Consider the following 24,210-nt stretch of genomic DNA (forward strand, 5'->3'; position numbering starts at 1 on the left):
ATGACGGCCGCCAACATCCAACTGCACGACCTGGGCACACCACCCAGGAACGCCGAGCAGACTGAACTGCATCCGCACCTCAACCGCGCTCATGTGCGCTTTATCAACCTGGGCAAGACCTATGACGGCACGGTACACGCGCTGCAAGGCATCGACCTGGCCATCCAGCGCGGCGAAGTGTTCGGCATCATCGGCCGCAGCGGCGCCGGCAAGTCGTCGCTGATCCGCACCATCAACCGCCTGGAACAGCCCAGCAGCGGGCGCGTGCTGATCGATCAGGTCGACATCGGCGCGTTCGACGAAGACCGCCTGGTGGCACTGCGGCGGCGCATCGGCATGATCTTCCAGCACTTCAACCTGATGTCGGCCAAGACGGTGTGGCAGAACGTCGAGTTGCCGCTCAAAGTCGCCGGCGTCCCCAAGTTGCAGCGCGAGCAGAAGGTGCGTGAACTGCTGGAGCTGGTGGGCCTGAAGGACAAGCACAAGGCCTACCCGGCGCAACTCTCCGGCGGGCAGAAACAGCGCGTGGGCATCGCCCGTTCGCTGGTCCACGACCCAGAGATTCTGGTGTGCGACGAGGCCACCTCGGCCCTCGACCCGGAGACCACCCAATCGATCCTCGGCCTGCTGCGCGAGATCAACCAACGGCTGGGCCTGACCATCGTGTTGATCACCCATGAGATGGCGGTGATTCGCGAGATCTGCGACCGCGTGGTGGTGCTCGAACACGGGCGCATCGTCGAGCAAGGCCCTGTGTGGGAAGTATTCGGCAACCCGCGGCACGAGGTCAGCCGAACCCTGCTGGCGCCGCTGCAACACGGCCTGTCGGAAGAACTGCAAAGCCGCCTGCAACCCACGCCGGCCTCGGCTGACGCCGCGCTGGTACTGCGCTTGCAGTTCACCGGCAGCGCCACCGATGAACCCGACCTGGCCGCGCTGTTCGGCGCCCTCGGCGGGCGCGTGCGCTTGCTGCAAGGCGGCGTGGAACGGATTCAGGGGCATGCCCTGGGGCAATTGCTGCTGGCGGTGAATGGCTCGCCCCATGACCCCGACACACTGCGCAGCCGCGCCGGGCATTGGGCACAACAGGTGGAGGTGTTGGGTTATGTGGTTTGATCGTTTAGTGCAGGGCGCCATCGACACGCTGTTGATGGTCGGCGTGTCGTCGCTGATCGCGTTGCTGGTGGGGATTCCGCTGGCGGTGTTCCTGGTCACCAGCGACAAGGGCGGCATCTACCAGGCTCCGGCGCTGAACCGGGTGCTGGGGGCGTTCGTCAATCTGTTCCGCTCGATTCCGTTTCTGATCCTGATGGTGGCGCTGATCCCCTTCACCCGGCTGATCGTCGGCACCACCTACGGCGTGTGGGCGGCGGTAGTGCCGCTGACCATCGCCGCGACGCCGTTCTTTGCGCGTATCGCCGAAGTGAGCCTGCGCGAAGTCGACCACGGCTTGATCGAAGCCGCACAAGCCATGGGCTGCCGGCGCTGGCACATCATCTGGCACGTACTGTTGCCCGAAGCGCTACCGGGGATCGTCGGCGGGTTCACCATCACCCTGGTGACCATGATCAACTCCTCGGCCATGGCTGGGGCGATTGGTGCAGGTGGGTTGGGGGATATTGCCTACCGCTATGGTTATCAGCGCTTTGATACGCAGATCATGCTCACGGTGATTGTGCTGTTGGTGCTGCTGGTGGCGGTGATTCAGCTGGGCGGAGACCGCTTGGCGCGGGGGCTGAACAAGCGCTGAGCACTCGTTTGTACCTGTCAAGGTTGACAGTTGTTGGAGGGGGTTTACGCGGGTTTAATCGGCTCGACACTGTCTGCGACGGATCAGGGAGCGAATGCCATGTCCACTGTAACCACCTGCGCCAGGTGCGCCACGCTGGTGTTGGCGCTGGCCGCCGTCACGCTTGGCGATGCAGCGGCAATTCCGCTTCACGGGCAATATTCAACAACTACCGTTAACAACTCCTTCACGTTCAACAAAGGAGCGATCTTTAACTGGGGTAATAATGTGTTTACACAGAAGCTCCAATACAAATAGACACTGACTGACATGTAGTGTGAGTGGACTTCCACCCTCACCCTTACTCATCACTGTGATTAATTCACAAAGCGCGGGGGCTGAACACGCGCTGAGCACTCGTTTGGACCTGTCAAGGTTGACAGTTGTTGGAGGGGGGTTATGCAGGTTTAATCGACTCGACACCGTCTGCGACGAATCAGGGAGCGAATACCATGTCTACTATAACCACCTGCGCCAGGTGCGCGACGCTGGTGTTGGCACTGGCCGCCGTCACGCTTGGCGATGCAGCGGCAATTCCGCTTCACGGGCAAAATTCGACAACTACCGTTAACAATTCTCCCCGCGGCAGGCTCACACTCATCCAGCTTTCCGCTTCGAGGGAGATTCTTTATCGATCCTTTGGGCCACTCCGCTTCGTAAATCTCACTGATTAATTCAAGCGCAATCTGTTGCCCGAAGCGCTGCCGGGGATTGTCGGCGGGGGGCTCAATAAGCGCCTTCAGGCGCAGTCGACTGGACATGGGATATAGTCAGCATTTGGCCCTCGAAGCATCCCCCATGAAACTCGCCCCCGACGACCTCAACCAGATCACCGCCACCACCCTCGACCACTACAACAGCGTGGCCGAGGACTTCCGTGAAGGCACCCGCGATCACGATGTGAGCCAGAACATCGACGCGCTGCTGCGGCATATCCGGGGCGCGGCGCCGTTTACCGTGCTGGACTTCGGCTGCGGGCCGGGGCGGGATTTGCAGACCTTTACGCGCATGGGCCACATCGCCGTGGGCCTCGACGGCTCCGAGCGCTTTGCGCAGATGGCGCGCGAAGACAGCGGCTGCGAGGTGCTGCAGCAGGACTTCTTGAAGCTGGACCTACCCAACGCACGCTTCGACGGGATCTTTGCCAATGCGGTGCTGTTTCACATTCCCAAGCAGGAACTGCCGCGTGTGCTCAAGCAACTGCATGGCGCGCTGAAACCGGGCGGGGTGTTATTCAGTTCCAATCCACGCGGTGACAACCGCGAAGGCTGGAATGGGCCGCGATATGGGTCTTATCACGACTTGGAAGCGTGGCAATCGTTGCTGACCGCCGCCGGTTTTGTGGAACTGGAGCACTACTATCGCCCAGCCGGACTACCCCGCGAGCAGCAGCCCTGGTTGGCCAGCGTCTGGCGCAAAACCTGAATAACCGCCTGACAATACATTCCAAATGTGGGAGGGGGCTTGCTCCCGATAGCGCTGGGTCAGTCAAAGTTGCGCCAACTGAAGCACCGCTATCGGGAGCAAGCCCCCTCCCACATTTTTAACCGCGTTCTTCCTGATGTTCCGGCTTCGGTTCGCGAATCTTGTACCAGGCCACATACAGCGCCGGCAGGAACAACAGCGTCAGCAGCGTGGCAATGATGATCCCGCCGATCATCGCGTAGGCCATCGGCCCCCAGAACACTTCCCGCGCAATCGGGATCATGCCCAGGCTCGCCGCAGCCGCCGTCAGCAGGATCGGCCGGCGCCGGTGTTCGGTGGCTTGCACCACCGCATCCCACGGCGTGTAGCCGGCCAGTTCATATTCCTCGATTTGCGTCACCAGGATCACCGAGTTGCGGATGATGATGCCGATCAGCGCCAGAATGCCAAGGATCGCCACGAAGCCCATGGGCGTGCCGGTGGGGACCAGCGCCAGCACCACGCCGATCAGCCCCAGCGGCGCGACGCTGGCCACCAGGAACATCTTCTGTACGCTGTGCAGCTGGATCATCAGGAAGGTCGCCATCAAAAACAGCATCAACGGCACCACGCTGGCAATCGGGCCCTGGGCCTTGCTGCTTTCTTCCACGGTGCCGCCGGTGGCGACCTTGTAGCCCACCGGCAGGCCGGCGTTGAACGCATCGATCTCGGGCTTGAGCTGCTTGACCAGATCGGTCGGCTGCATCGCGTCGCGCACCGCCACCTTGAGGGTGATCGTCGGCTTGCGGTCGCGGCGCCACACCAGCGGTTGCTCCAGCTCATAACGCACGGTGGCGAAGGCCAGCAGCGGAATCGAGACGCCGTTGGGCGTGACGATCTGCAGGTTCTGCAAGGTTTCCGGCGTGCCGCGCTCGGCATCTTCGGCGCGGCCGACCACGTCGATCAGGTAGATATCGTCATGCACCTGAGTCACCGACGCGCCGCTGACCACGCTGTTCATCAACTGCGCTACATCTTCGGAAGACAAGCCCAACTGCCGCGCCTTGTCCTGGGCAATCTCGATGCGCAGGACTTTGCCTGGTTCGTTCCAGTCGTAAATGATCTCACCCAGGTGGCGGTTCTTGTCCAGCAAGGTCGCCAGTTCGATGGCGTGCTTGCGCACCTGGTCAGTGTCTTTGCCGGAAACGCGGTACTGGATCGGCCGCCCCACCGGCGGGCCCATCTCCAGCGGCTGCACAAAGCTGCCGACGCCGACGAAATCCTCACGCAGGCGTTTTTGCAGGCGCGCGATCAACTCGCCGCGCACCTTCAGGCCCTTGCTGACGATCACCAACTGCGCGTAGTAGGGGTTTTCCAGTTGTTGGTCGAGGGGCAGGTAGAAACGGATCGCGCCCTGGCCGATGTAAGTGCTCCAGCGCTCGATATCCGGGTCGTCCTTGATGATCGCTTCGAGGCGGTCGACGGCTTTGCGGGTTTCGTTGATCGAGGCGTTTTGCGGCAGGTTGAGGTCGACGAGGATCTCCGGGCGGTCCGACGACGGGAAGAACTGGTTCTGCACAAACTGCATGGAAAACACCGACGCCGCGAACAGCGCCACGGTGATGCCGATGGCCCACCAGCGGTTGCGCATCGCCCACAGCATGCCGCCATTGAAAGCGCGGCCGATGCGCCCCGGTTCGGCACTGTGGGGTTTCACGTTGGCGCTGAGGATATGCACGCCGATCACTGGCGCAAACAGCACCGCCACCACCCACGACACCAGCATCGCCACGGCAATCACCGCGAACAGGGTGAAGGTGTACTCGCCCGCCGAACTGGCGTTGAGGCCGATCGGCACAAACCCGGCCACGGTCACCAGGGTGCCGGTGAGCATCGGGAACGCGGTGGAGGTGTAGGCGTAGGTCGCCGCCTGCGCCTTGGTTTCGCCTTTTTCCAGGCGCGTGATCATCATCTCCACGGTGATCATCGCGTCGTCCACCAGCAAGCCGAGCGCGATGATCAGCGCCCCCAGGGACACGCGCTGCATGGTGATGCCGCTGTATTCCATGAACACGAACACCAGCGCCAGCACCAGCGGGATCGAGCACGCCACCACCAGCCCGGCACGCAGGCCGAGGCTGATAAAGCTCACCACCAGCACGATCACCACCGCTTCGAACAACGCGCTGGTGAAGCCGCCGACGGCCTCTTGCACCACTTCTGCCTGGTCGGAGACCTTGTAGACGCCGACCCCCACCGGCAGGTCGGCGGTCAGTTCGTCCATGCGCGTGTGCAGGGCCTCGCCGAACGACTGGATATTGCCGCCCTTCTGCATCGCGATCGCCAAACCGATCGCCGGCTTGCCGTTGAAACGGAACATTGGCGTCGCCGGGTCAACGTAGCCACGGCTGATGTCGGCGACGTCCGCCAGGCGATAGAAGCGGTCGTTGAGACGCAGGTTGACGTTGGCCAGGTCTTTTTCCGAGGCGAACTGCCCGGACGTCCGCACGGAAATGCGCTCCGGCCCGGCTTCGATCACCCCGGCCGGGGTCACTGCGTTCTGCGCCTGCAGGCTCTGCACCACCTGGCGTTGGTCGATCCCCAGGGCCGCGAGTTTGCGCGTGGAGAAATTCAGGTAAATCACTTCGTCCTGCTGGCCGATCAGCTCGACCTTGCCCAGGCCCGGCACCGCACGGATCTCGGCGCGCGCCTGCTCCACGTAGTCGCGCAGTTGGCGCATCGACAGGCCGTCGCTGGTAAAGGCGTACACCGAGCCGAACACGTCACCGAACTCATCGTTGAACGACGGCCCCTGCAAGCCCCGGGGGAAGCTGCCGCGAATATCGTCGATCTTCTTGCGCACCTGGTACCAGATCTCGGGGATCGCCTTGGCGCTGGTGGTGTCCTTGAGGTACACAAACACCGTGGACTCACCGGGCCGGGTGTAACTGTCCACGTAGTCGAGGGCGTCGAGTTCTTCGAGTTTTTTCTCGATGCGGTCGGTCACCTGTTTGAGCGTTTCTTCCTGGGTCGCGCCCGGCCAGCGGGTCTGGATCACCATGGTTTTGATGGTGAACGAAGGGTCTTCCTCGCGGCCCAGGTTCTTGTAGGAAAACACGCCCATCAGCAGCGCGACGAACATCAGGTACCAGATGAAGGACTGATGCTTGAGGGCCCATTCGGATAAGTTGAAGCGCCCTTTCATCGCGGGCTGTCCTCGTCGAGCTTGACTGTTTGCCCCGGTTGCAGGCTGTTCACACCGGCGACGATGATGCGCTCACCGGGCTTGACCCCGCCGCTGAGCACAACGCAGTCGGCGTCACGACTGAGCACCGTGACTTCACGCGGCTGCACGGTCCGGCTTTGGGTGTCCAGCAGCCAGATCCGCGTTTTGCCGTCGATTTGCTGCAAGGCGCTCAACGGCAGTTCGATGCGCGGTGGGATGGCCGAGCTCAAGGTCACGCTGATCGCCGTACCCAGCAGAAAGGCCGCCGGCGTGTCGGCCAGGGTCAGGCGCGCGCGACGGGTGCGCGTGGCGCTCTGGGCCTGGGGCTCGATTTCGCGCACGGTGGCAGTGGTGTTCACGCTGGGGTCGAGTTGCCCGGCGACGAGGAACACCACATCGGGCGGCAGGCGCTCGGCGAGGCCGGCGGGCAGGTCGATCACCGCCTCCTTGATGTCCGGGCGCGCCAGGGTCACCACTTGCTGGCCCGCGCTGACCACCTGGCCGGCCTCGGCGTTCCAGGCGGTAACGATGCCGCCATGGTCGGTACGCAGTCGGGTGTAGTTGAGCTGGTCCTTGGCCTGGTTGACCGAGGCCTGTGCCTGGTCGAGGCTGGCCTGGGTGGTTTTCAGGTCGGTCTGGGCTGCGTCCAACTGGGCCTGGGCGCCGACGCCACGGTTGAACAACGCCTGCTGGCGACGGGCGCTGGCCTGGGCGTTGATGAACTGCGCCTGCACGCGGGCGAGGTCGCCTTGGACCGCGCGCAGTTGGTTCTGCTGATCGGTGGGGTCGAGTACGGCGAGTACCGCGCCCTTCTCCACCTCAGCGCCGACATCCACGGTGCGGTGGGCGATGCGCCCGGGCACGCGGAACCCCAGGTTGCTTTCGTAGCGCGCCTGGATGGTGCCAGCGAAACGGCCGAGGGTTTCCTGGTCTTCGGCTTTCACTTCCATGGACAACACCGGGCGCACGGGCTCGGGTGGCGGGTCGTTCTTGGAGCAGGCCAGCAGCAACAGGCTGGCGGCGAGCAGGCCGGTCAGGCGCATCATGGTTGCACTCCTTGGGCCTGGGCCGAGTCGGGCGGCTGGGCGATTTCGACGCGCATGCCGGGGTGCAGCAATTGCCCGCCGGCCACCACGACTTTTTCACCGCCCTGCAGACCGTCACTGATGATCACCTTGCCGGTGAGGTAACGCGCCACACTGACCTTGCGCAGCTGCGCCAGGCCGTCGCCATCCACCAGCCACACGGCGGGGGCGCTGAGGTCTTTGGTCAGCGCCGACCATGGCAGCTCGATGCTGGGCTTGGCCGGACCGTTGGCGGTAGCGCTGACCACCGAGCCCAGATGCATGCCCGCGGGCAGGGCCTCCAGAGCGATTTTGACTTGCACCGTACCGGTATTGGCAGCGACGGCCGGGGTAACTTCGCGGACGTGGCCCTGGACCTTGATATTGGGGTTATCCAACAGGCTCACCGTGATCGGCGCATCGGCCGGCGGTTCCACCAGCAACGACTCGTACACATCGAATACCGCGTCGCGCTCGCCCTCGCGGGCCAGGCTGAAGATCGGCACGGTGGCCTGCACCACCTGGCCCACTTCCGCCTGGCGCGCAGTAATCACCCCGGGGGCCTCGGCGAACAGCGCGGTGTAGCCCAGTTGCTCGCGGGCATTGGCCAGTTGCGCCTGGGCGGCGGCCAGGGCGCTTTGGCTGCTGCGCAACGCGGCCTGGGCGGTGTCGTATTCACTGCGGCTGGTGTAGCCCTTGGGCAGGAGTTTTTCCTGGCGCACGAACGCGGCGGCGGTCTGCTTGACCCGCGCCTGCTCGGCCACGACCTGGGCCTGGGCGGAGTCGACATTGCTCTGCAAGTCCTTGGGGTCGAGCTTGGCCAGCACTTGCTTGGCGCTGACATGGTCGCCCACATCGACCATGCGCTGAATGATCTTGCCCCCCACGCGAAAGGACAGATCGGTTTGCACCCGCGCCTGGATATCGCCGGTCAGCGTGACGGCCACTGCGTAGTCAGTCGGCTGCACGGTCTGCACGAACACCCGCGCATGCTGCTTGGGCTCGGCTTTTTCCTGGCCGCAGCCGCTCAGCAGCGCCAACAGGCCAAGTGCGAAAATAACTGTCGAAGGGTGACCGCCCATGCAGGCTCCTTTACGTGATGCCAACTTGCCGGAGTGTAGGCGACTACGACCTTTTAGCAGGGTTCCATGTGCATGGATGGCGCCCAACGCCAATGGTTCCGAAGCCAAACGAATGCCCACGCTCAAGACGCCGGGTAGCCCGGCCTTTATTGGCATAAACCGTCCATTTTTGATACCGAAATATCACATTGATATCGCCCAACAGGATAACCGCCGGATTCGCGGGGTTGGCCAATGACGGCTATGGTTGTGGGGTCTGTGATTCGAGGGAATGAACAATGAACGAAGCGAAACCGATTGATCCGCAGGAGCTGGTGAAATGGTTGGTGGCATTGCGCAGGGCGATCAACGCCCGAGTGCGGTGAAACGCTGAAAATCCACTGTGAGATAAAAATCAAATGTGGGAGGGGGCTTGCCCCCGATAGCGGTATGACAGTCACCGATGCATTGACTGAACCACTGCTATCGGGGGCAAGCCCCCTCCCACAATTTTGACCGTGTTCCAAATTCCACCCATAAAAAAACGCCGACGCTATGCAAGCCGTCGGCGTTTAAACCTTGAAAGGTTTTACCGCTCGATCAGAACGCCGGCACGACCGCGCCGTTGTACTTCTTCTCGATGAACGCTTTGACTTCCGGGCTGGTCAGGGCCTTGGCCAGTTTCTGGATAGCAGCGCTGTCCTTGTTGTCCGGGCGCGCCACCAGGAAGTTCACATACGGCGATTTGGCGTCTTCGATGATCAACGCGTCCCTGGCCGGGTTGAGGCCAGCTTCCAGGGCGTAGTTGGTGTTGATCATGTCCAGGTCAACCTGGTCCAGCACGCGTGGCAACAGGGCTGATTCCAGCTCTTTGAACTTCAGGTTTTTCGGGTTGCTGGCAATGTCTTTTGGCGTCGCCAGCGCATTGGTCGGGTCTTTCAGGGTGATCACACCGGCCTTCTGCAGCAGCAACAGGGCACGGCCGCTGTTGGAGCCTTCGTTCGGAATGGCCACGGTGGCGCCATCTTTGAGCTCAGAAATGTTTTTGATTTTCTTCGAGTAACCGCCGAAGGGTTCAACGTGTACGCCCACTACGGTGACCAGGTTGGTGCCTTTACCTTTGTTGAAGTTTTCCAGGTACGGCAGGGTCTGGAAGTAGTTGGCGTCCAGACGCTTCTCGGCCACCTGCACGTTGGGCTGTACGTAGTCGGTGAAGACTTTGATTTCCAGATCCACGCCTTCTTTGGCGAGGGTCGGCTTGACCAGCTCGAGGATCTCGGCGTGTGGGACCGGGGTAGCGGCCACTATCAGCTTTTCGTTGGCCTGGGCGAAGCCCGCAGTCAGGGCAGCCGCCAGTGCGGTAAACAACAGAACCTTTTTCATGAGTGTCCTTATCGACATTCCGGGGCGTCTCTGACGACCGTATTGGTGTGGAGTGCCATCGAAGTGCTATCGCGGCGTGAGAGTGACAATACCTAGATTTTTTATTCCCGAACAATACCTTTTATTCAGGTTGATATTCCATTTTGCTCATGTAGGAATTTGCGCAAGGTTTCCCGCTCGGCTGCACTGGCGCTTTCGAATATCCGCTGCACCTGCTCCAGCGGCGAACCGGCGGTCGGCAGGTTCAAATGCTCCGGCAAGATTTCGTCACCGCTGCTGACCAGCAAGGCAAAGTGGATGACGTTCTCCAGCTCGCGGGTATTGCCCGGCCAGCTGTGGTGTTCCAGCACGCGCTGGGCCGCGTCGCTGATCAGCGGCACCGGCAGGTCCAGGCGCTGGCTGTAGATGCCGAGGAAGTATTCGGCCAGGGACAGGATGTCGCCGACCCGCTCGCGCAAGGCCGGCAGGTCCAACCGGCCTTCGCTGAGGTAGTGGAACAGGCGCTCATTGAACTTGCCTGCGGCCACGGCCTGGGCCAGGTCGATGCTGGTCGCCGCCACCAGGCGCACGTCCACCGGGCTTGGTTGATACGCGCCGACGCGGGTGACCTCGTGGTTTTCCAGGGCGGCGAGCAATTTGACCTGGATCGGCAACGGCAAGTCGCCGATCTCATCCAGGTACAAGGTGCCGCCGTTGGCCGAGCCGAACCAGCCGGCCCGGCTGCTCGCCGCGCCACTGTGGGCGCCAGCGGCGTAGCCGAACAGCTCGGCATCGGCATAGGTCGGGCTGATCGCGCCGCAATTGACCGAGACAAACAGCCCGGCGCGGTCGCTGCCCCGATGGATATGCCGCGCCAGCAACTCTTTGCCGCTGCCGGTCTCGCCGCGGATCAACACCGGCACGGCGCGGGGCGCGAGGTGTTCCAGCGCTTCGCGCAGTTGCCGCGAACGCGGGTCGACGAACACCAGTGCCTTGGCGCGGATGCTCAGCGGGCTTTTTTCGGCGTCGGGGAAGGTCAGCAGCGGCTGACCGAAGGTTTCATGCAGACTCATGGCGGGCTCCCGCCCCCAATCCGCTCAGGGACGGGGCGTTGAAAAAGGTTCAGGCCGTGCGCCGGGCGTGATGCTCCAGGCGGCTTTGCAGGCGATAGAGATACGCGAAACCCTGCTCCCAGCGCTGGTGGCCGGACTTCACATTGATATGCCCGGCACCGGACAAAATGCCGGCTTCAGCGCCCCAGTCGCGCGCCAGCTCCATGGCCCTGGGGGCGCTGACGGCACTGTCGTTGTCGGAGCTGACCACCTGGCTGGGAAACGGCAGCAGGTCGTGTGGAATCGGCGCGAAGTTACGCAGCGCGGGGGCACAGGCCGGGCGTTCGACATCCGCCGGCGCCACCAGCAACGCCCCGCGCACCTGCCGCAAAAACTGCAGCGGTGCAGTGGCAGCCCAGTGGGCCACGGTGATGCAGCCCAGGCTATGGGCGATCAGAATCACTGGCGTGCTGTCGGCGGCGATCGCCTCGGCCAGCGCGGCCACCCAGTCTTCGCGACGCGGCGTCAGCCAATCGGCCTGCTCCACCCGGGCGCTGTTGGGCAGGCTGTTCTGCCAATGCGTTTGCCAATGATCTTCTGGCGATCCTTGCCAGCCCGGCACGATCAGGTAACGAATCGATTCGCTGTGCATGGGTGTGCCCTCCTGCAGCGTTTAACGTTGCTGGACAGTATAGGGACGGGGTTTATATTCGTTAAGGAATAAGAAGCTATTTATTAATAACTAAAAATCAAACTATGGAAGGGGCGGTGTATCAACTAGCGCATTCATCAATTGATCCACCGTCATCGGGGGCAAGCCCCCTCCCACATTTAACAGCCGGGCTTGCCCGCGATCGCGAGAGCCCAGGCCACACATCTATCAGCGCCCGCGATCGCGACGCAGTAATTTTTTCACACGCATGACCAGCGCTTTGTCTTCAAACGGCTTGAGTAAATAATCATCCTCATGCAATTCCAAGTCGCGCAGACGGTCTTCGATCCCACCCGGGCTGGTCAGAAACAATACCGGCGTCTCGCCTTTGTGCCGAATCGCCTGCTGCAACTTCCAGGCATTCTGCCCGGGCAGCATCACGTCCAGAATCACCAGGTCGTACTCGTTGCCCTCGACAAGCCGCTGGGCGGCCATGCCGTTGGCCGCGACTTCCACGGAATAACCGGCCTCGTTCAAACCCTGGGCCATCCGCTGTGCTTCTTCGGATTCATGTTCCACTAACAGCACGCGCATAACACACCTCGATTGATCAGACCTGCAGGCTAACACCCTCAGGTGTGCGCCGCCTCACGCAGGCGCTGTGCATCGAGGATTTCGATCTCGCCATAGCCCAGGCGCACGATGCCCTGGGCTTGCAGATCCTTGAGCAAGGCGTTGGTGGTCTGGCGCGACAGGCTCAACATCGCCGCCAGGTCTTCCTGGGGTAACTGCAGGCGGCGTTTTGAGGGCTCGATGTCGCCGTACCCCTCAATGATCATCAACAAACGATGGGCCAGCCGCACCGAGGCGGGCATCAGGCTGAGCTGTTCGAGGCCGATGAAACTCAGGCGCAACTTTTGGCTCATCAGCAAGGCCAAGTCGCGCCAGTACTGCGGGGTTTCATCGAGAATGTCGAGCAATGCCTGCTGGGGCACCTGCAACAGCCTGCACGGCCCGACCGCACAGGCGTCGTGGGTGCGCGGCAGGCCGTCGAACAGGCAGATTTCACCGAACCAGTAGGGCGACTCCACCAGGCTGAGCACCGCTTCCTTGCCCTGCTCATTCACCGCGCTGATCCGCAAACTGCCGTCGAGCACCGCATACAAGCCGCAGGGCGGGTCACCACGCTTGAACAGGTATTGCCCCGCCGTCAGCAGCCGCAGCCGCGCGTGGGCCAGCAGACTATGCTGAAAAGCGCCGGGCAAGTGGCTGAACCAGTGCCCGGCAGCCAGCCGGGGTCGCCATTGCTCTGCGTTCATGAGAACTCCGAAGATTGTCGCCCAGTTGACAGTTAGGCGAAGGCTGACAGGGCATGATCAAACATCCTACAGGAGGAATAACAATGAAAAGCCTCGTCGACCACCTCAGTCAATACGCCGCCTACCACCGCGACCCGCGCAATATCGCCAGCCACTTTATCGGCATCCCGCTGATCGTGGTCGCCGTCGCCGCGTTGCTTTCACGCCCGGAGTGGCCGCTGGCCGGGCTCTGGCTGTCGCCGGCACTGATCGTCGCGCTGCTTGCGGCGTGGTTCTACCTGCGCCTGGAACTCGCGCTGGGCGTGCTGATGAGCGTGTTGATGGGCTTGTCGGTGTGGGCCGGGCATGTACTGGCGGCGCAAAGCACGCCGGTCTGGCTCAGCGGCGGTATCGGTATGTTCGTGGTGGGTTGGGTGATTCAGTTTGTCGGGCATTACTACGAAGGCAAGAAGCCAGCGTTTGTGGATGATGTGTCGGGGCTGATCGTCGGGCCGTTGTTTGTGGTGGCGGAGTTGGCGTTTTTGCTGGGGTTGCGGCACGAGCTCAAAGAGCAGATTGAACGCCGCTCCGGGCCAGTCGCTCGCCGCAATCTAAAGCCGAGAGAAGTCTGAATGTGGGAGGGGGCTTGCCCCCGATAGCGGTGGGTCAGTCAATATCTTCAGTGACTGATCCACTGCTATCGGGGGCAAGCCCCCTCCCACATTGGGTGTTGTAGTGTACTTAGGCTTTTTGCCAGACCTTGGGTTTGAAGAACAAGGTCTCGCCCCGCGCCAGGCCGATCAGGCTGTCGTGGTCTTTCACCACTTCGGCTTCGATCAGTTCGCTCTGGCCTTCGACTTTCAAGGTCACCCGCGTGGTCGCCCCCAGCGGCCGGATATCGCGCACTTCGGCGGCATGGTGGTCTTCCAGTTCATGGCGCGACAGCGACACTTCGTGGGGGCGGAACAGCACGTGTTGGTCGCCCCCCAGGTGCAGGCGGTTGGAGTCGCCGAGGAAGTGGTAGACGAAATCGCTGGCCGGGTTTTCGTAGACGTCGCCCGGTGAGCCGATCTGCTCGATCACGCCCTTGTTCATCACCACGATACGGTCGGCAACTTCCATCGCCTCTTCCTGGTCGTGGGTCACGAACACCGAAGTCAGGTTGATGTCTTCGTGCAGGCGCGCCAGCCAGCGGCGCAGCTCTTTGCGCACCTTGGCGTCGAGGGCGCCGAAGGGTTCGTCGAGCAGCAGCACTTTGGGCTCCACCGCCAGGGCGCGGGCCAGGGCGATGCGCTGGCGTTGGCCGCCGGAGAGTTGTTCCGGGTAGCGGTCGGACAGCCAGTCCAGTTGCACCATGTTCAACAGTTCGTGGACTTTGACCGCGATCTGGCTTTCGTTCGGGCGCTGGTTTTTCGGCTTCATGCGCAGGCCGAAGGCGACGTTATCGAACACGGTCATGTGGCGGAACAGCGCGTAGTGCTGGAACACAAACCCGACGTTGCGATCACGGACGTCGTGGCCGGAGACGTCTTCACCGTGGAACACGATGCTGCCGGTATCCGGGGTTTCGAGACCGGCGATGATGCGCAGCAAGGTGGTCTTGCCGCAGCCGGAGGGCCCCAGCAACGCCACCAGCTCGCCACTCTGGATGTCCAGGTTGATGCTGTTCAGGGCCTTGAAGGCGTTGAAGTTCTTGCTGACATTACGGACTTCGATGGACATGGATTATTCCTCAGCCGCAGCTGCGCGCAGGCGGTTGATACGGTTCTCGCTCCACTGCTTGAGCAGCAGGATGAAGAGCGCCAGGATCAGCAACAGACTCGCCACCGCAAACGCGGCGACGTGGTTGTATTCGTTGTAGAGAATCTCGACGTGCAGCGGCAAGGTGTTGGTCACGCCGCGAATGTGGCCGGACACCACCGACACCGCGCCGAACTCACCCATCGCCCGCGCGGTACACAGCACCACGCCGTAGATCAGGCCCCATTTGATATTCGGCACGGTGACATGCCAGAACATCTGCCAGCCATTGGCGCCAAGCAGCCGCGCGGCTTCTTCTTCCTGGGTGCCTTGTTCCTGCATCAGCGGGATCAGCTCCCGGGCCACGAACGGCACGGTGACGAAGATGGTCGCCAGCACGATGCCCGGCAAGGCGAACACGATCTGGATGTCATGCGCCTGCAGCCACGGGCCAAAGAAGCCCTGGGCGCCGAACATCAGCACATAGACCAGGCCCGCGATCACCGGCGACACCGAGAACGGCAGGTCGATCAGCGTCACCAGGATGCTCTTGCCACGGAACGAGTACTTGCTCACGCACCATGCGGCGCTGACGCCGAACACCACGTTGAGCGGCACCGAGATCAGCACGGCGACCACCGTGAGCTTGAGCGCCGACAGCGCATCGGGCTCGAGGATCGCGGTGAAGAACGCGCCGAGGCCATTCTTCAAGCCCTGGGACACCACGATAAACAGCGGCAGCACCAGGAACAGGAAGAACACCAGCCAGCCCAGGCTGATCAGGATGCGCCGCGACAACGCACTGCCACGCCGGGCAGCGTTGGCCGAGGACGCGGCGGAGATAGATGATTGGGACATGTTCCGCGCCTCCTTATGGGTGTTCGATGCGCCGCTGCAGCAAATTGATCAGCAGCAGCAACACGAAGGAAACCACCAGCATCAGCACACCGATGGAGGTGGCGCCGTGGTAGTCGTACTGGTCGAGCTTGACCATGATCAGCAGCGGCAGGATCTCGGTCTTCATCGGCATGTTGCCGGCGATGAAGATCACCGAACCGTACTCACCGACGCCACGGGCAAACGCCAGGGCGAAGCCGGTCAGCCAGGCAGGCAGCAACGCGGGCACGAGGATGTAGCGGAACACCTGCAACGGCTTGGCGCCCAGGCAGGCGGCGGCTTCTTCGATTTCCCGGGGGATATCGGCGAGGACCGGCTGCACCGTGCGGACCACGAACGGCAACGTGACGAAGGTCAGCGCCAGGGTGATGCCCAAGGGGCTGTAGGCGATCTTGAAGCCCAGGTCGGCAGCGAACTGGCCGACCAGGCCGGTCGGGGTGTACAGCGCGGTCAGCGCGATACCGGCGACGGCCGTGGGCAGGGCGAACGGCAGGTCGATCATCGCATCGATGATCTTGCGCCCGGGGAAGGTGTAGCGCACCAGCACCCAGGCCAGCAGCGTGCCGATCAGGCCATTGATCAGCGCGGCGTACAGCGCGGTGCTGAAGCTCAACTTCAATGCCGCCAGCACACGCGGTGCGGTGATGATGTTCCAGAACTGATCCCAGGTAAGTTGAGCGGCGTGTACAAACATCGCCGCGAGGGGGATGAGTACGATCAGGCTGAGGTACACCACGGTGTAGCCCAGCGTCAGCCCGAAGCCGGGTATGACGGGGGAAATACGACGCGACATAAAAGTCCTTGGTTAGCAGGTCTGACACACAAAACCCGCAGGTGAATGCGTGCTCTGTAGGAGCGGGCTTGCCCGCGAAAAACGTCAACGATAACGCGCACATTCTGGGTGCATGCGGTGCCTGGACCTTCTTCGCGAGCAAGCTCGCTCCTACAGAGGGCGGTGTTTTTATTGCGCCGAGTAGATCTGGTCGAACACGCCACCGTCGTTAAAGAATTTCGGCTGCGCAGTTTTCCAGCCGCCGAAGTCTTTGTCGATAGTCACCAAATCCAGCTTCGGGAACTGCTGGGCGTATTTGGCGGCGATTTTCTCATCGCGTGGGCGGTAGAAGTTCTTCGCCGCAATCTCCTGGCCAGCCGGGCTGTACAGGTGCTTGAGGTACTCGGTAGCGATCTCGGTGTTGCCCTTTTTCTCGGCGTTCTTGTCGACCACGGCCACAGGCGGCTCGGCGAGGATCGACAGGGACGGTACGACGATGTCGAACTTGTCGGCGCCGCCGTTTTCTTTCAATGCCAGGAACGCCTCGTTTTCCCAGGCCAGCAACACGTCACCCTGACCGTTGTTGACGAAGGTGATGGTCGAACCGCGCGCCCCGGTGTCGAGGACCGGTACGTGCTTGAACAGCTCTTTGACGTATTCCTGCGCCTTGGCTTCGCTGCCACCGGCTTTCAGACCATAGGCCCAGGCGGCGAGGAAGTTCCAGCGCGCACCGCCGGAGGTTTTCGGGTTCGGGGTGATGACCGCCACGTCTTTCTTGATCAGGTCGCCCCAGTCCTTGATGCCTTTGGGGTTGCCCTTGCGCACCAGGAAGACGATGGTCGAGGTGTACGGGGTGCTCGCATCCGGCAGGCGGGTCTGCCAGTTTTCCGGCAGGGTCTTGCCCAACTTGGCGATTTCATCGATATCACCGGCCAGGGCCAGGGTCACGACGTCGGCACGTAGGCCGTCGATCACCGCACGGCCCTGTTTGCCCGAGCCGCCGTGGGATTGCTGGATCTTGACGCTGTCGCCGGGGTGGGACTGTTTCCAGTAGCTGGTGAACTCAGCGTTATAGTCCTGGTACAGCTCACGGGTCGGGTCATACGAGACGTTGAGCAACTCGTAGTCCTTGGCAACGGCAGACCCGGCAAACACGGCGCTGGCCAAGGCAGCCAGGGCGTAACGGCGAATCGACGACATAGAAAGCTCCTGAAATTCCGGGGTGTTGGCTGACGACTGTAGGAGCGAGCTTGCTCGCGAAAAACGTCAACGATAACGCTGCACATCAGGTGCAACGCGTTGCCTTCAAGCTTTTCGCGAGCAAGCTCGCGCCTACAGGGGCATTTTTTATAGTGATGGGTCTATCGCCGCTCTTGCTCAGGCCGGTTTGTTACCCGGGTTCTGCAGGCGGAATTTTTCTTTGCGTTCGATCTGTACCACTTGAGCGTTGTGTACAGTGATTTCCACCGCGCCAAAGCGCAGATCGCGCAACGCGCTCTGGATCTCACGCAAAATGGCTGCTTCGTCCTGGCCGTCGACGCTACGTAGAGATGCGCTCATGGTCTCGCTCCTGAAATGAAGAGTGCCGCGCAGTGGCGGCACTGCTTGCGGCGTGAGGGCGATAGTAGATAAGCGCGGATATTCTTAAAAATACTATTTAAGAATGTTTATATAACCAGAAAGAATTTTCTGGCCGGACGTGGGGTTACGACGGCGTTTTGTGGCCAAGTGCCAAAATCGAGCCTGGCGAATATCCAATTGTGGGAGGGGCTTGCTCCCTCCCACACTTGACTGCATTTCAACTCGGGATGGCGGGGGCTCGGTCCCAATCGATCTCACACGCCGGCATCGGGCGGCCAAACCAATAGCCCTGGCCCATGTCGCAGTTTTGCTCCAGCAGGAACCGCGCCTGCTCCACCTGTTCGATCCCCTCGGCGTGTACCTGCATGCCCATGCTTTTCGCCAGGGCGATCACCACGCGCACGATGGCGGCGTCGTCTTCATCCCACGGCACCCCGGCGACAAAGCCCTGGTCGATCTTGAGCTTCTGCACCGGCAGGCGCTTGAGGCGCAGCAGCGACGAATAGCCGGTGCCAAAGTCATCAATGGCCAGACGCAGGCCCAGCTCGCGCAGGCGGTGCAGTTGTTCCAGGGCCACTTCGGGGTCTTCCATCACCGCGCTTTCGGTGACTTCCAGCTCCAGGTAAGCCGGGTCCAGGCCAGTGTCGTGCAGCACCTTGGCGACTTGCTCATACAACTCGCGTCGCGCAAACAAGCGACTGGACACGTTGATCGCGATAAACCTCAACGGCACGCCGTCCTCCAGCCACTGGCACATCTGGGCGCAAGCCTCGTGCATGACCCAGGCGTCGATATCGGCAATCAACCCGGTGCGTTCGGCGATGGGGATGAACTCGACCGGCGGCACCAGGCCACGCTCCGGGTGTTGCCAGCGCACCAGGGCTTCGACGCCGATCAGGCGGCTGGTGTGCAGGTCGTGAACCGGCTGGTAGTAGACACGCAGCTCCTGCTGGTCGAGGGCGCGGCGCAGTTCGCCGGCAATTTCCACGCGGTTCTGCGCGTGGGCAGTCAACTCTTCGGTGTACAACGCGTAGCCTTCACGGCCGACGCTCTTGGCCTTGAACAACGCGGAGTCGGCGTTACGCAACAACTGCTGGGCACTCAGCGCGTCGCTGGGAAACAGGCTGATGCCAACGCTCGCACTGATAAACAATTGGTGGCCGTCGAAATTGAACGGGAGTTTCATCGCATCGAGCATGCGTTGCGCGAGCGCGGCGGCCTGCACCACCTGTGGACAGTTTTCCGCCAACACCGCGAATTCGTCCCCGCCCAGCCGCGCCAGCGTCACGCCGGTGCCGAACTGGCTTCTCAGGCGTTCACCGACCAATTTGAGCAACTGGTCGCCGACGTTATGGCCCAGGCTGTCGTTGATGATCTTGAAGTGGTCCAGGTCGAGCAGCAGCAACGCACAACCGCGTTTATGCACTTGCGCCGAAGCCAGGGCCTGTTCGGCGCGGTCGGTGAACAGCAGGCGGTTGGGCAGGTCGGTCAGCGGGTCGTGGTGCGCGAGGTGCGCCAGTTCGTGCTCGGAATCCTTGATGGCGCTGATATCGGAAAACACCGCGACGTAATGGCTGACATGGCCGAGGTCGTCGTGAATCACCCGGATGGTTTGCCACTGTGGATAAATCTCGCCGCTTTTGCGCCGGTTCCAGATTTCCCCGCTCCACTCGCCGGTTTGCTCCAGGGCCAGGAACATCTGCTGGTAAAAACTCGACGAATGGCGGCCTGACTTGAACAAGCTGGGTTGCTCGCCCATGACATCTTCGCGCCGATAGCCGGTGATCGCCATAAAGGCCCGGTTCACATGGACGATCTGCCCCTTGGCATCGGTGACCAGCACCCCTTCACGGGTGCAATCGAACACGGCAGCGGCCTGGCGCAGGCGCTCACGACTCTCTTTGAGCGGTTGCTGCAATTCGTTGACGCGCGCAAAGCGCGCGCAAATCAGGTAAATCACCAGGGCGCTGAGGGCCACCCACACATAGCCGCGCAGCTGCAGCCACTGATCTAACTCAACCGGGTCATCGAGGAACTTGATCAATACCCGGTGAGTAAGCACAACCCACAGCAGCGAAACCAGCAGATATACCAACCCCGCGCGCCGGGCACCTCGGTATGAGAACAACATATGGCCAGTAATCCTTACTAAAAAGCTAGATTCGCCCTACAAAGGTTACGGATTATAGAATAAGAAACATCCCGTCACTCCTATCTGAAAGGTCGGCTGGTTTTCTCTGTGAGCTTAGTGATAATGCGTGAGCTGTTTTTTTCTTTATCTGAGGGCCATACAGCCTATGTGGTACAACGGTTTTCTTGACCTGTCAGCCTGGCAACTGGTGGCAGTCACCCTGTTGATGACCCACGTGACCATTATTGGGGTCACCGTCTATCTGCACCGCTATTCAGCCCATCGCTCCCTGGAGCTCAATGCCGGCCTGAAACACTTCTTCCGCTTCTGGCTGTGGCTGACCACGGCGCAGAATACCCGCGAGTGGACCGCCATCCACCGTAAGCATCACGCCAAATGCGAAACCGTCGACGACCCGCACAGCCCCGTCATTAAAGGCCTGTCTACCGTATTGCGCAAAGGTGCCGAGCTCTATCGCGCCGAAGCGGAAAACCCCGAAACCCTGCGCATCTACGGCAAGAACTGCCCGGACGACTGGATCGAACGCAAACTCTACACGCCCTACCCGCTCTTGGGTGTGGCAATCATGGGTGTGATCGACCTTCTGCTGTTCGGCACCATCGGCATCACCATCTGGGCGATCCAGATGATGTGGATTCCATTCTGGGCCGCCGGTGTGATCAACGGCCTCGGCCACGCCGTGGGCTATCGCAACTTCGAATGCCGGGACGCGGCGACCAACCTGGTGCCGTGGGGCATCATCGTGGGCGGCGAAGAGCTGCACAACAACCACCACACCTACCCCAACTCCGCCAAGCTGTCGGTGAAGAAATGGGAATTCGACCTCGGCTGGGCGTGGATCAAGCTGTTCAGCTTGCTGCGCCTGGCCAAGGTGCAGCGCGTCGCGCCGATCGCCCACCGTGTCGAAGGCAAGGGCCACCTGGACATGGACACCGCCATGGCGATCCTCAACAACCGTTTCCAGATCATGGCCCAGTACCGCAAGCTGGTGATCGGCCCGCTGGTCAAGCAGGAACTGGAGAAGGTCGATCACTCGGTGCGCCACCAGTTCCACCGCGCCAAGCGCCTGCTGTCGCGGGAAACCAGCCTGCTGGATGACCGCCACCACCTGCGTATCCAGAGCATGCTGGAACACAGCCAGGCCCTGAAAGTGATCTACGAAAAGCGTCTGGCCCTGCAGCAGATCTGGCTCAAGACCAGCTCCAACGGCCACGATATGCTGGCCGCGATCAAGGAATGGGTGCATGAGGCCGAGGCCAGCGGCATCCAGTCCCTGCGCGATTTTGCCCACCAATTGAAGACCTACTCGTTGCGCCCTGCAACGGTGTGAACACGCGGAGGGGAAGGCTTGCCTTCCCCTTTGATCGCTTTTTTGACGCCATTCTCCAGACACCCATAAATCCGTCACAATCGCCCCCAATGACGGAACTTAGACGCAATTCGCCCCTCTCAAACAACACTTCGCCATCATGGTGGCCCCTTGTTGTGACCGCTGCTGAACCCTGCGGCGCGCCCAGAGAGAGTTGTGCCGATGGTCCAAGAAAAAACGCACCTGCCCGCTCCCCCCACCGCTGAACCCCCACGCCCCGCAGCCGCAGCAACCTTGCTGGCGTTGATGCACGCCCAGGGCGAGGTCGAGCGGCTGAGTGAGCGTGAGCAATTACTCAGTTCCCTGCTGGTCAGCGTGAATGCGGTGCTATGGGCCATCGACTGGGCGTCGCGGCGCGTGCTGTATGTGAGCCCGGCGTATGAGCGGGTGTTTGGCCGTTCCGCCGGCATGCTGCTGGCCGACCACCGGGAATGGCGCAACAGCATTCACCCCGAAGACCTCGACTACGCCGAACACAGCCTGGCCCGCGTACTCGAACAAGGCGCCGTGGAAGACCGCGAGTACCGCATCATCACGGCCGGCGGGCAGATTCGCTGGCTCAGCGACAAGTGCTACATCAACCAGCAGGCCGAACCGGGCGAACCGTTGATCGTGGTCGGCATGGCCGAGGACATCACCGACAAGAAACAGTTGGAGCTGGAGCTGCACCGCCTGGCCACCACCGACGTGCTGACCCAGAGCAGCAACCGCCGACACTTTTTCGAATGCGCCAACCAGGCCTTCGACAGCGCCCGCGCCCAGGCTGCGCCGCTGGCATTCCTGCTGCTGGACATCGATGACTTCAAGGACGTCAACGACACCTACGGCCACTTGGAGGGCGATCAGGTGTTGCGGCGCATTGCCGAGAGCGGTCGTGGCGTACTGCGCCGTGGCGACCTGTTCGGGCGCATTGGCGGCGAAGAGTTCGCCGCCGTGCTGCCCGGTTGCGCGCCGGAGATGGCGCAGCAGGTCGCTGAGCGGCTTGGCAAGGAAATCCAGGCGTTGAGCTTCAGCTATGAAGGCCACGCGTTCACCGTGACGGTCAGCCAGGGCCTGGCCAGCCTCAACGAGCAAGACTCGACCCTGGACAGCCTGTTCGCCCGCGCGGATGACGCCATGTACGAGGCTAAGCGCCTGGGCAAAAACCGCGTAGTTGCTGGCTAGAGGATCAACACAGATCACAGTGGAAGGGGACTTGCCCCCTCCCACATGTGAATTTCATAGCCCTTTAGGCCTTGCGCAACCTCATCAGCTCCGACAGCCCCACTTTCAGCAAGCGCGCGGTCTTGCTCCTGACCAGCGCTTCCAGCCCTTCATGCTCGGTCAACCGCGCCATCTGCGCCGCCAGGTTCATCACCAGCGCCTCCCGCGAATACACCCCGCCTTCCAGGGAGTAGATCGCCGCGATCAACTGGCGCAGTTCCAGCGGCAAGCGCCAACGCGTGCGCAACGCCGAACCGTAGGCGGCACCCAAAGCGTGCAGCGACTCGCCAATCGCTGCGTCATCCAGCGCCCCGCCACCCTGGCGCCAGTCTTCCAGGCAGCGCAACAACGCCAGGTCGCCGAGCCGATGCAGGATGCCCGCGCTGTAGCAGCGCTCGTGGTCCAGCTCCAGCATGCGCGCCAGACGGCGGGCGTAGTCGGCGGTGTGCTGGGACAACTGCCAGTGACGCTCGGCATACGCCACCAGGCCCGGATCACCCAATACCACGTTGTGCTTGAGCGCCAGGCCGAGTATCAGGTTCATGCTTTGCCCGGCCTGCAGCTTGTGCAACGCCGCCGACAGGGTCTGCACCGGCGTGCCGTGATGGCCGGCGCTGTTGGCGGCGGCGATCAGCACGGCGGTGATCTGCGGGTCCATACACACGCGGTCTTCCAGGCACTTGAGGTCCAGGCCCTCCGGCCCGAGGCTGTCTTGCACGGCGGCCTTCACATCGACCCACAGCGGCGCGCCATCGCAGGCGTCGCGGCGGCGCTCGAGGAACACCGACAAGGTCATGCCCGGCGCCAGTCGCGGCACTTCGCAATACACGCTTTCGCCTTCGTTGAGCAGCAGGTCTTGCAGGCGCTGGGTCAGGCCGTCCATGTTCAGCGGTTTGGTCAGATACGCCGTGGGTGCCAAGGGCAAGGCCTCACGCACGCTGGCGCTGTCATTGCGACTGCTCAAGAGGATGAACGGCAACGCGGGCGAGCGACGCTGCTGACGCACATTGCGCAACAGGCTCAGGCCATCGATGCCCGGCAGTTCCCAATCCGCCACGATCAGGTCGTAGGCTTTGTCGCGCAGCAGCGTAGCCGCTTGCCGGCCATCGCCACACATATCCAGCCGTGCGTCGCAACGCACATTCAACAACACCTGCTTGAGCAGGTCCCGCGACCAAGGGTCTGCCTCAGCAATCAACACCCGGGGTACAGCGGGTAAATCCACAGCACTCATCCTGCACGCTCCATCTGCAATGCCTGCACCTTAGACAATGCGGCGGCCTACGTACAATGAACAACCACTGAATGTGCTGCATCAGGTAAAAAAATCTATGGTCACCCCCATTTTTGCAATACTGATTAACGGGTGGTGTGGTTGGCTTGCTTAAATCTATCCGGCGTCTGTTTGGGGCATGCCCCAGCGCCACGATGAGAGTCGCGCCTGACGATCCTTAAAAACCCGTCGGCTTCTGAAGCCGATTTTTATGTCAGGATCTTCGCCAGGCCGGTGTGCCGTTCACATCATCTGTTGTTCAGCTATCGCAAAACCTGAAGGGTGAATCGTGGTACTGCAACAACTGCAGGGTCA

22 protein-coding genes are annotated in these 24,210 nt (G+C 61.9%); 7 read left to right on the forward strand and 15 right to left on the reverse strand.

What is annotated here, in order from left to right; translation table 11 throughout:
• The 4 genes from INT12_RS18840 (at position 1) to INT12_RS18855 (ending at position 3,214) form a co-directional block, all read left to right on the forward strand.
• Entirely contained in the window at positions 1–1,116 is a 1,116-nt protein-coding gene (locus INT12_RS18840) for a methionine ABC transporter ATP-binding protein (protein WP_193040572.1), read from the forward strand.
• Positions 1,106–1,750: a methionine ABC transporter permease gene (locus INT12_RS18845; protein ID WP_010214125.1), complete on the forward strand. Its 645-nt coding sequence runs from the start codon at positions 1,106–1,108 to the stop codon at positions 1,748–1,750. Before INT12_RS18840 ends, INT12_RS18845 begins: the two co-directional genes overlap by 11 nt.
• Positions 1,751–1,849: 99 nt before the next feature.
• The gene (locus INT12_RS18850) at positions 1,850–2,047 is read left to right on the forward strand and encodes a hypothetical protein (RefSeq protein ID WP_102617775.1); all 198 of its coding nucleotides are present in this window, start codon (positions 1,850–1,852) and stop codon (positions 2,045–2,047) included.
• 540 nt (positions 2,048–2,587) lie between these two features.
• Positions 2,588–3,214, forward strand: coding sequence for a class I SAM-dependent methyltransferase (locus INT12_RS18855; protein WP_102617777.1), 627 nt, complete (start codon positions 2,588–2,590; stop codon positions 3,212–3,214).
• 118 nt (positions 3,215–3,332) lie between these two features.
• Here INT12_RS18855 and INT12_RS18860 read toward each other — a convergent pair whose 3' ends face one another.
• The 8 genes from INT12_RS18860 to INT12_RS18895 all read right to left on the reverse strand — a co-directional run bounded on the left by INT12_RS18860 (position 3,333) and on the right by INT12_RS18895 (position 12,929).
• Complete coding sequence (locus INT12_RS18860) at positions 3,333–6,398, reverse strand: efflux RND transporter permease subunit (RefSeq protein WP_193058969.1); 3,066 nt, start codon at positions 6,396–6,398, stop codon at positions 3,333–3,335.
• The gene (locus INT12_RS18865) at positions 6,395–7,465 is read right to left on the reverse strand and encodes an efflux RND transporter periplasmic adaptor subunit (RefSeq protein WP_193058970.1); all 1,071 of its coding nucleotides are present in this window, start codon (positions 7,463–7,465) and stop codon (positions 6,395–6,397) included. The genes INT12_RS18860 and INT12_RS18865 overlap by 4 nt, the downstream gene beginning before the upstream one ends.
• Positions 7,462–8,565, reverse strand: a complete 1,104-nt coding sequence (locus tag INT12_RS18870) for an efflux RND transporter periplasmic adaptor subunit (protein ID WP_193040575.1) — start codon at positions 8,563–8,565, stop codon at positions 7,462–7,464. Before INT12_RS18870 ends, INT12_RS18865 begins: the two co-directional genes overlap by 4 nt.
• Positions 8,566–9,144: 579 nt before the next feature.
• Positions 9,145–9,927, reverse strand: coding sequence for a MetQ/NlpA family ABC transporter substrate-binding protein (locus INT12_RS18875; RefSeq protein WP_017848601.1), 783 nt, complete (start codon positions 9,925–9,927; stop codon positions 9,145–9,147).
• A 125-nt stretch (positions 9,928–10,052) separates the two neighbouring features.
• On the reverse strand, positions 10,053–10,979 hold the full coding sequence (locus tag INT12_RS18880; protein ID WP_193058971.1) for a sigma 54-interacting transcriptional regulator: 927 nt from the start codon (positions 10,977–10,979) through the stop codon (positions 10,053–10,055).
• Between the two features lie 49 nt (positions 10,980–11,028).
• A complete protein-coding gene (locus INT12_RS18885; protein WP_193040577.1) occupies positions 11,029–11,610 on the reverse strand; it encodes an alpha/beta hydrolase in 582 nt (193 codons plus the stop codon).
• Between the two features lie 228 nt (positions 11,611–11,838).
• A complete protein-coding gene (locus INT12_RS18890; protein WP_017848604.1) occupies positions 11,839–12,204 on the reverse strand; it encodes a response regulator in 366 nt (121 codons plus the stop codon).
• A 38-nt stretch (positions 12,205–12,242) separates the two neighbouring features.
• The gene (locus INT12_RS18895) at positions 12,243–12,929 is read right to left on the reverse strand and encodes a Crp/Fnr family transcriptional regulator (RefSeq protein WP_193040578.1); all 687 of its coding nucleotides are present in this window, start codon (positions 12,927–12,929) and stop codon (positions 12,243–12,245) included.
• Positions 12,930–13,012: 83 nt separating this feature from the next.
• Here INT12_RS18895 and INT12_RS18900 point away from each other — a divergent pair, with 83 nt between their 5' ends.
• Positions 13,013–13,540, forward strand: coding sequence for a DUF962 domain-containing protein (locus INT12_RS18900; protein ID WP_193040579.1), 528 nt, complete (start codon positions 13,013–13,015; stop codon positions 13,538–13,540).
• A 109-nt stretch (positions 13,541–13,649) separates the two neighbouring features.
• Here INT12_RS18900 and INT12_RS18905 read toward each other — a convergent pair whose 3' ends face one another.
• The 6 genes from INT12_RS18905 to dibA form a co-directional block, all read right to left on the reverse strand.
• Positions 13,650–14,630, reverse strand: coding sequence for a sulfate/molybdate ABC transporter ATP-binding protein (locus tag INT12_RS18905; RefSeq protein ID WP_017848607.1), 981 nt, complete (start codon positions 14,628–14,630; stop codon positions 13,650–13,652).
• Between the two features lie 3 nt (positions 14,631–14,633).
• Positions 14,634–15,506 carry a sulfate ABC transporter permease subunit CysW gene (gene cysW / locus INT12_RS18910; protein WP_017848608.1) on the reverse strand — a complete coding sequence of 291 codons (873 nt, stop codon included), beginning with the start codon at positions 15,504–15,506 and terminating at the stop codon, positions 14,634–14,636.
• Between the two features lie 13 nt (positions 15,507–15,519).
• Complete coding sequence (cysT, locus tag INT12_RS18915) at positions 15,520–16,338, reverse strand: sulfate ABC transporter permease subunit CysT (RefSeq protein WP_017848609.1); 819 nt, start codon at positions 16,336–16,338, stop codon at positions 15,520–15,522.
• A gap of 168 nt (positions 16,339–16,506) precedes the next feature.
• Positions 16,507–17,517 (reverse strand): sulfate ABC transporter substrate-binding protein, encoded by a 1,011-nt coding sequence (locus INT12_RS18920; protein WP_017848610.1) that lies wholly within the window; start codon positions 17,515–17,517, stop codon positions 16,507–16,509.
• 177 nt (positions 17,518–17,694) lie between these two features.
• Positions 17,695–17,877 (reverse strand): sulfur starvation response protein OscA, encoded by a 183-nt coding sequence (gene oscA, locus INT12_RS18925; RefSeq protein ID WP_010565387.1) that lies wholly within the window; start codon positions 17,875–17,877, stop codon positions 17,695–17,697.
• 238 nt (positions 17,878–18,115) lie between these two features.
• Positions 18,116–20,029: a phosphodiesterase DibA gene (dibA, locus tag INT12_RS18930; protein ID WP_102617784.1), complete on the reverse strand. Its 1,914-nt coding sequence runs from the start codon at positions 20,027–20,029 to the stop codon at positions 18,116–18,118.
• A gap of 166 nt (positions 20,030–20,195) precedes the next feature.
• Between dibA and desA the strand changes: the two genes are divergently transcribed.
• Both desA and INT12_RS18940 read left to right on the forward strand, forming a co-directional pair.
• Positions 20,196–21,380 carry a delta-9 fatty acid desaturase DesA gene (gene desA, locus INT12_RS18935; protein WP_046385075.1) on the forward strand — a complete coding sequence of 395 codons (1,185 nt, stop codon included), beginning with the start codon at positions 20,196–20,198 and terminating at the stop codon, positions 21,378–21,380.
• A gap of 201 nt (positions 21,381–21,581) precedes the next feature.
• Entirely contained in the window at positions 21,582–22,583 is a 1,002-nt protein-coding gene (locus tag INT12_RS18940) for a sensor domain-containing diguanylate cyclase (RefSeq protein WP_193058972.1), read from the forward strand.
• Positions 22,584–22,647: 64 nt separating this feature from the next.
• Here INT12_RS18940 and INT12_RS18945 read toward each other — a convergent pair whose 3' ends face one another.
• Complete coding sequence (locus INT12_RS18945; protein ID WP_193058973.1) at positions 22,648–23,856, reverse strand: HDOD domain-containing protein; 1,209 nt, start codon at positions 23,854–23,856, stop codon at positions 22,648–22,650.
• Between the last annotated feature and the right edge of the window lie 354 nt (positions 23,857–24,210).

This window comes from Pseudomonas sp. K8, assembly GCF_014889455.1.
In the GTDB taxonomy this organism is placed as follows: Bacteria; Pseudomonadota; Gammaproteobacteria; order Pseudomonadales; family Pseudomonadaceae; genus Aquipseudomonas; species Aquipseudomonas veronii.

Coding starts and splice junctions, on each gene's coding strand:
- INT12_RS18840 (WP_193040572.1), top strand. CDS start 1: ATGACGGCCGCCAACATCCAACTGCACGACCTGGGCACACCACCCAGG.
- INT12_RS18845 (WP_010214125.1), top strand. CDS start 1,106: ATGTGGTTTGATCGTTTAGTGCAGGGCGCCATCGACACGCTGTTGATG.
- INT12_RS18850 (WP_102617775.1), top strand. CDS start 1,850: ATGTCCACTGTAACCACCTGCGCCAGGTGCGCCACGCTGGTGTTGGCG.
- INT12_RS18855 (WP_102617777.1), top strand. CDS start 2,588: ATGAAACTCGCCCCCGACGACCTCAACCAGATCACCGCCACCACCCTC.
- INT12_RS18860 (WP_193058969.1), bottom strand. CDS start 6,398: ATGAAAGGGCGCTTCAACTTATCCGAATGGGCCCTCAAGCATCAGTCC.
- INT12_RS18865 (WP_193058970.1), bottom strand. CDS start 7,465: ATGATGCGCCTGACCGGCCTGCTCGCCGCCAGCCTGTTGCTGCTGGCC.
- INT12_RS18870 (WP_193040575.1), bottom strand. CDS start 8,565: ATGGGCGGTCACCCTTCGACAGTTATTTTCGCACTTGGCCTGTTGGCG.
- INT12_RS18875 (WP_017848601.1), bottom strand. CDS start 9,927: ATGAAAAAGGTTCTGTTGTTTACCGCACTGGCGGCTGCCCTGACTGCG.
- INT12_RS18880 (WP_193058971.1), bottom strand. CDS start 10,979: ATGAGTCTGCATGAAACCTTCGGTCAGCCGCTGCTGACCTTCCCCGAC.
- INT12_RS18885 (WP_193040577.1), bottom strand. CDS start 11,610: ATGCACAGCGAATCGATTCGTTACCTGATCGTGCCGGGCTGGCAAGGA.
- INT12_RS18890 (WP_017848604.1), bottom strand. CDS start 12,204: ATGCGCGTGCTGTTAGTGGAACATGAATCCGAAGAAGCACAGCGGATG.
- INT12_RS18895 (WP_193040578.1), bottom strand. CDS start 12,929: ATGAACGCAGAGCAATGGCGACCCCGGCTGGCTGCCGGGCACTGGTTC.
- INT12_RS18900 (WP_193040579.1), top strand. CDS start 13,013: ATGAAAAGCCTCGTCGACCACCTCAGTCAATACGCCGCCTACCACCGC.
- INT12_RS18905 (WP_017848607.1), bottom strand. CDS start 14,630: ATGTCCATCGAAGTCCGTAATGTCAGCAAGAACTTCAACGCCTTCAAG.
- cysW (WP_017848608.1), bottom strand. CDS start 15,506: ATGTCCCAATCATCTATCTCCGCCGCGTCCTCGGCCAACGCTGCCCGG.
- cysT (WP_017848609.1), bottom strand. CDS start 16,338: ATGTCGCGTCGTATTTCCCCCGTCATACCCGGCTTCGGGCTGACGCTG.
- INT12_RS18920 (WP_017848610.1), bottom strand. CDS start 17,517: ATGTCGTCGATTCGCCGTTACGCCCTGGCTGCCTTGGCCAGCGCCGTG.
- oscA (WP_010565387.1), bottom strand. CDS start 17,877: ATGAGCGCATCTCTACGTAGCGTCGACGGCCAGGACGAAGCAGCCATT.
- dibA (WP_102617784.1), bottom strand. CDS start 20,029: ATGTTGTTCTCATACCGAGGTGCCCGGCGCGCGGGGTTGGTATATCTG.
- desA (WP_046385075.1), top strand. CDS start 20,196: ATGTGGTACAACGGTTTTCTTGACCTGTCAGCCTGGCAACTGGTGGCA.
- INT12_RS18940 (WP_193058972.1), top strand. CDS start 21,582: ATGGTCCAAGAAAAAACGCACCTGCCCGCTCCCCCCACCGCTGAACCC.
- INT12_RS18945 (WP_193058973.1), bottom strand. CDS start 23,856: ATGAGTGCTGTGGATTTACCCGCTGTACCCCGGGTGTTGATTGCTGAG.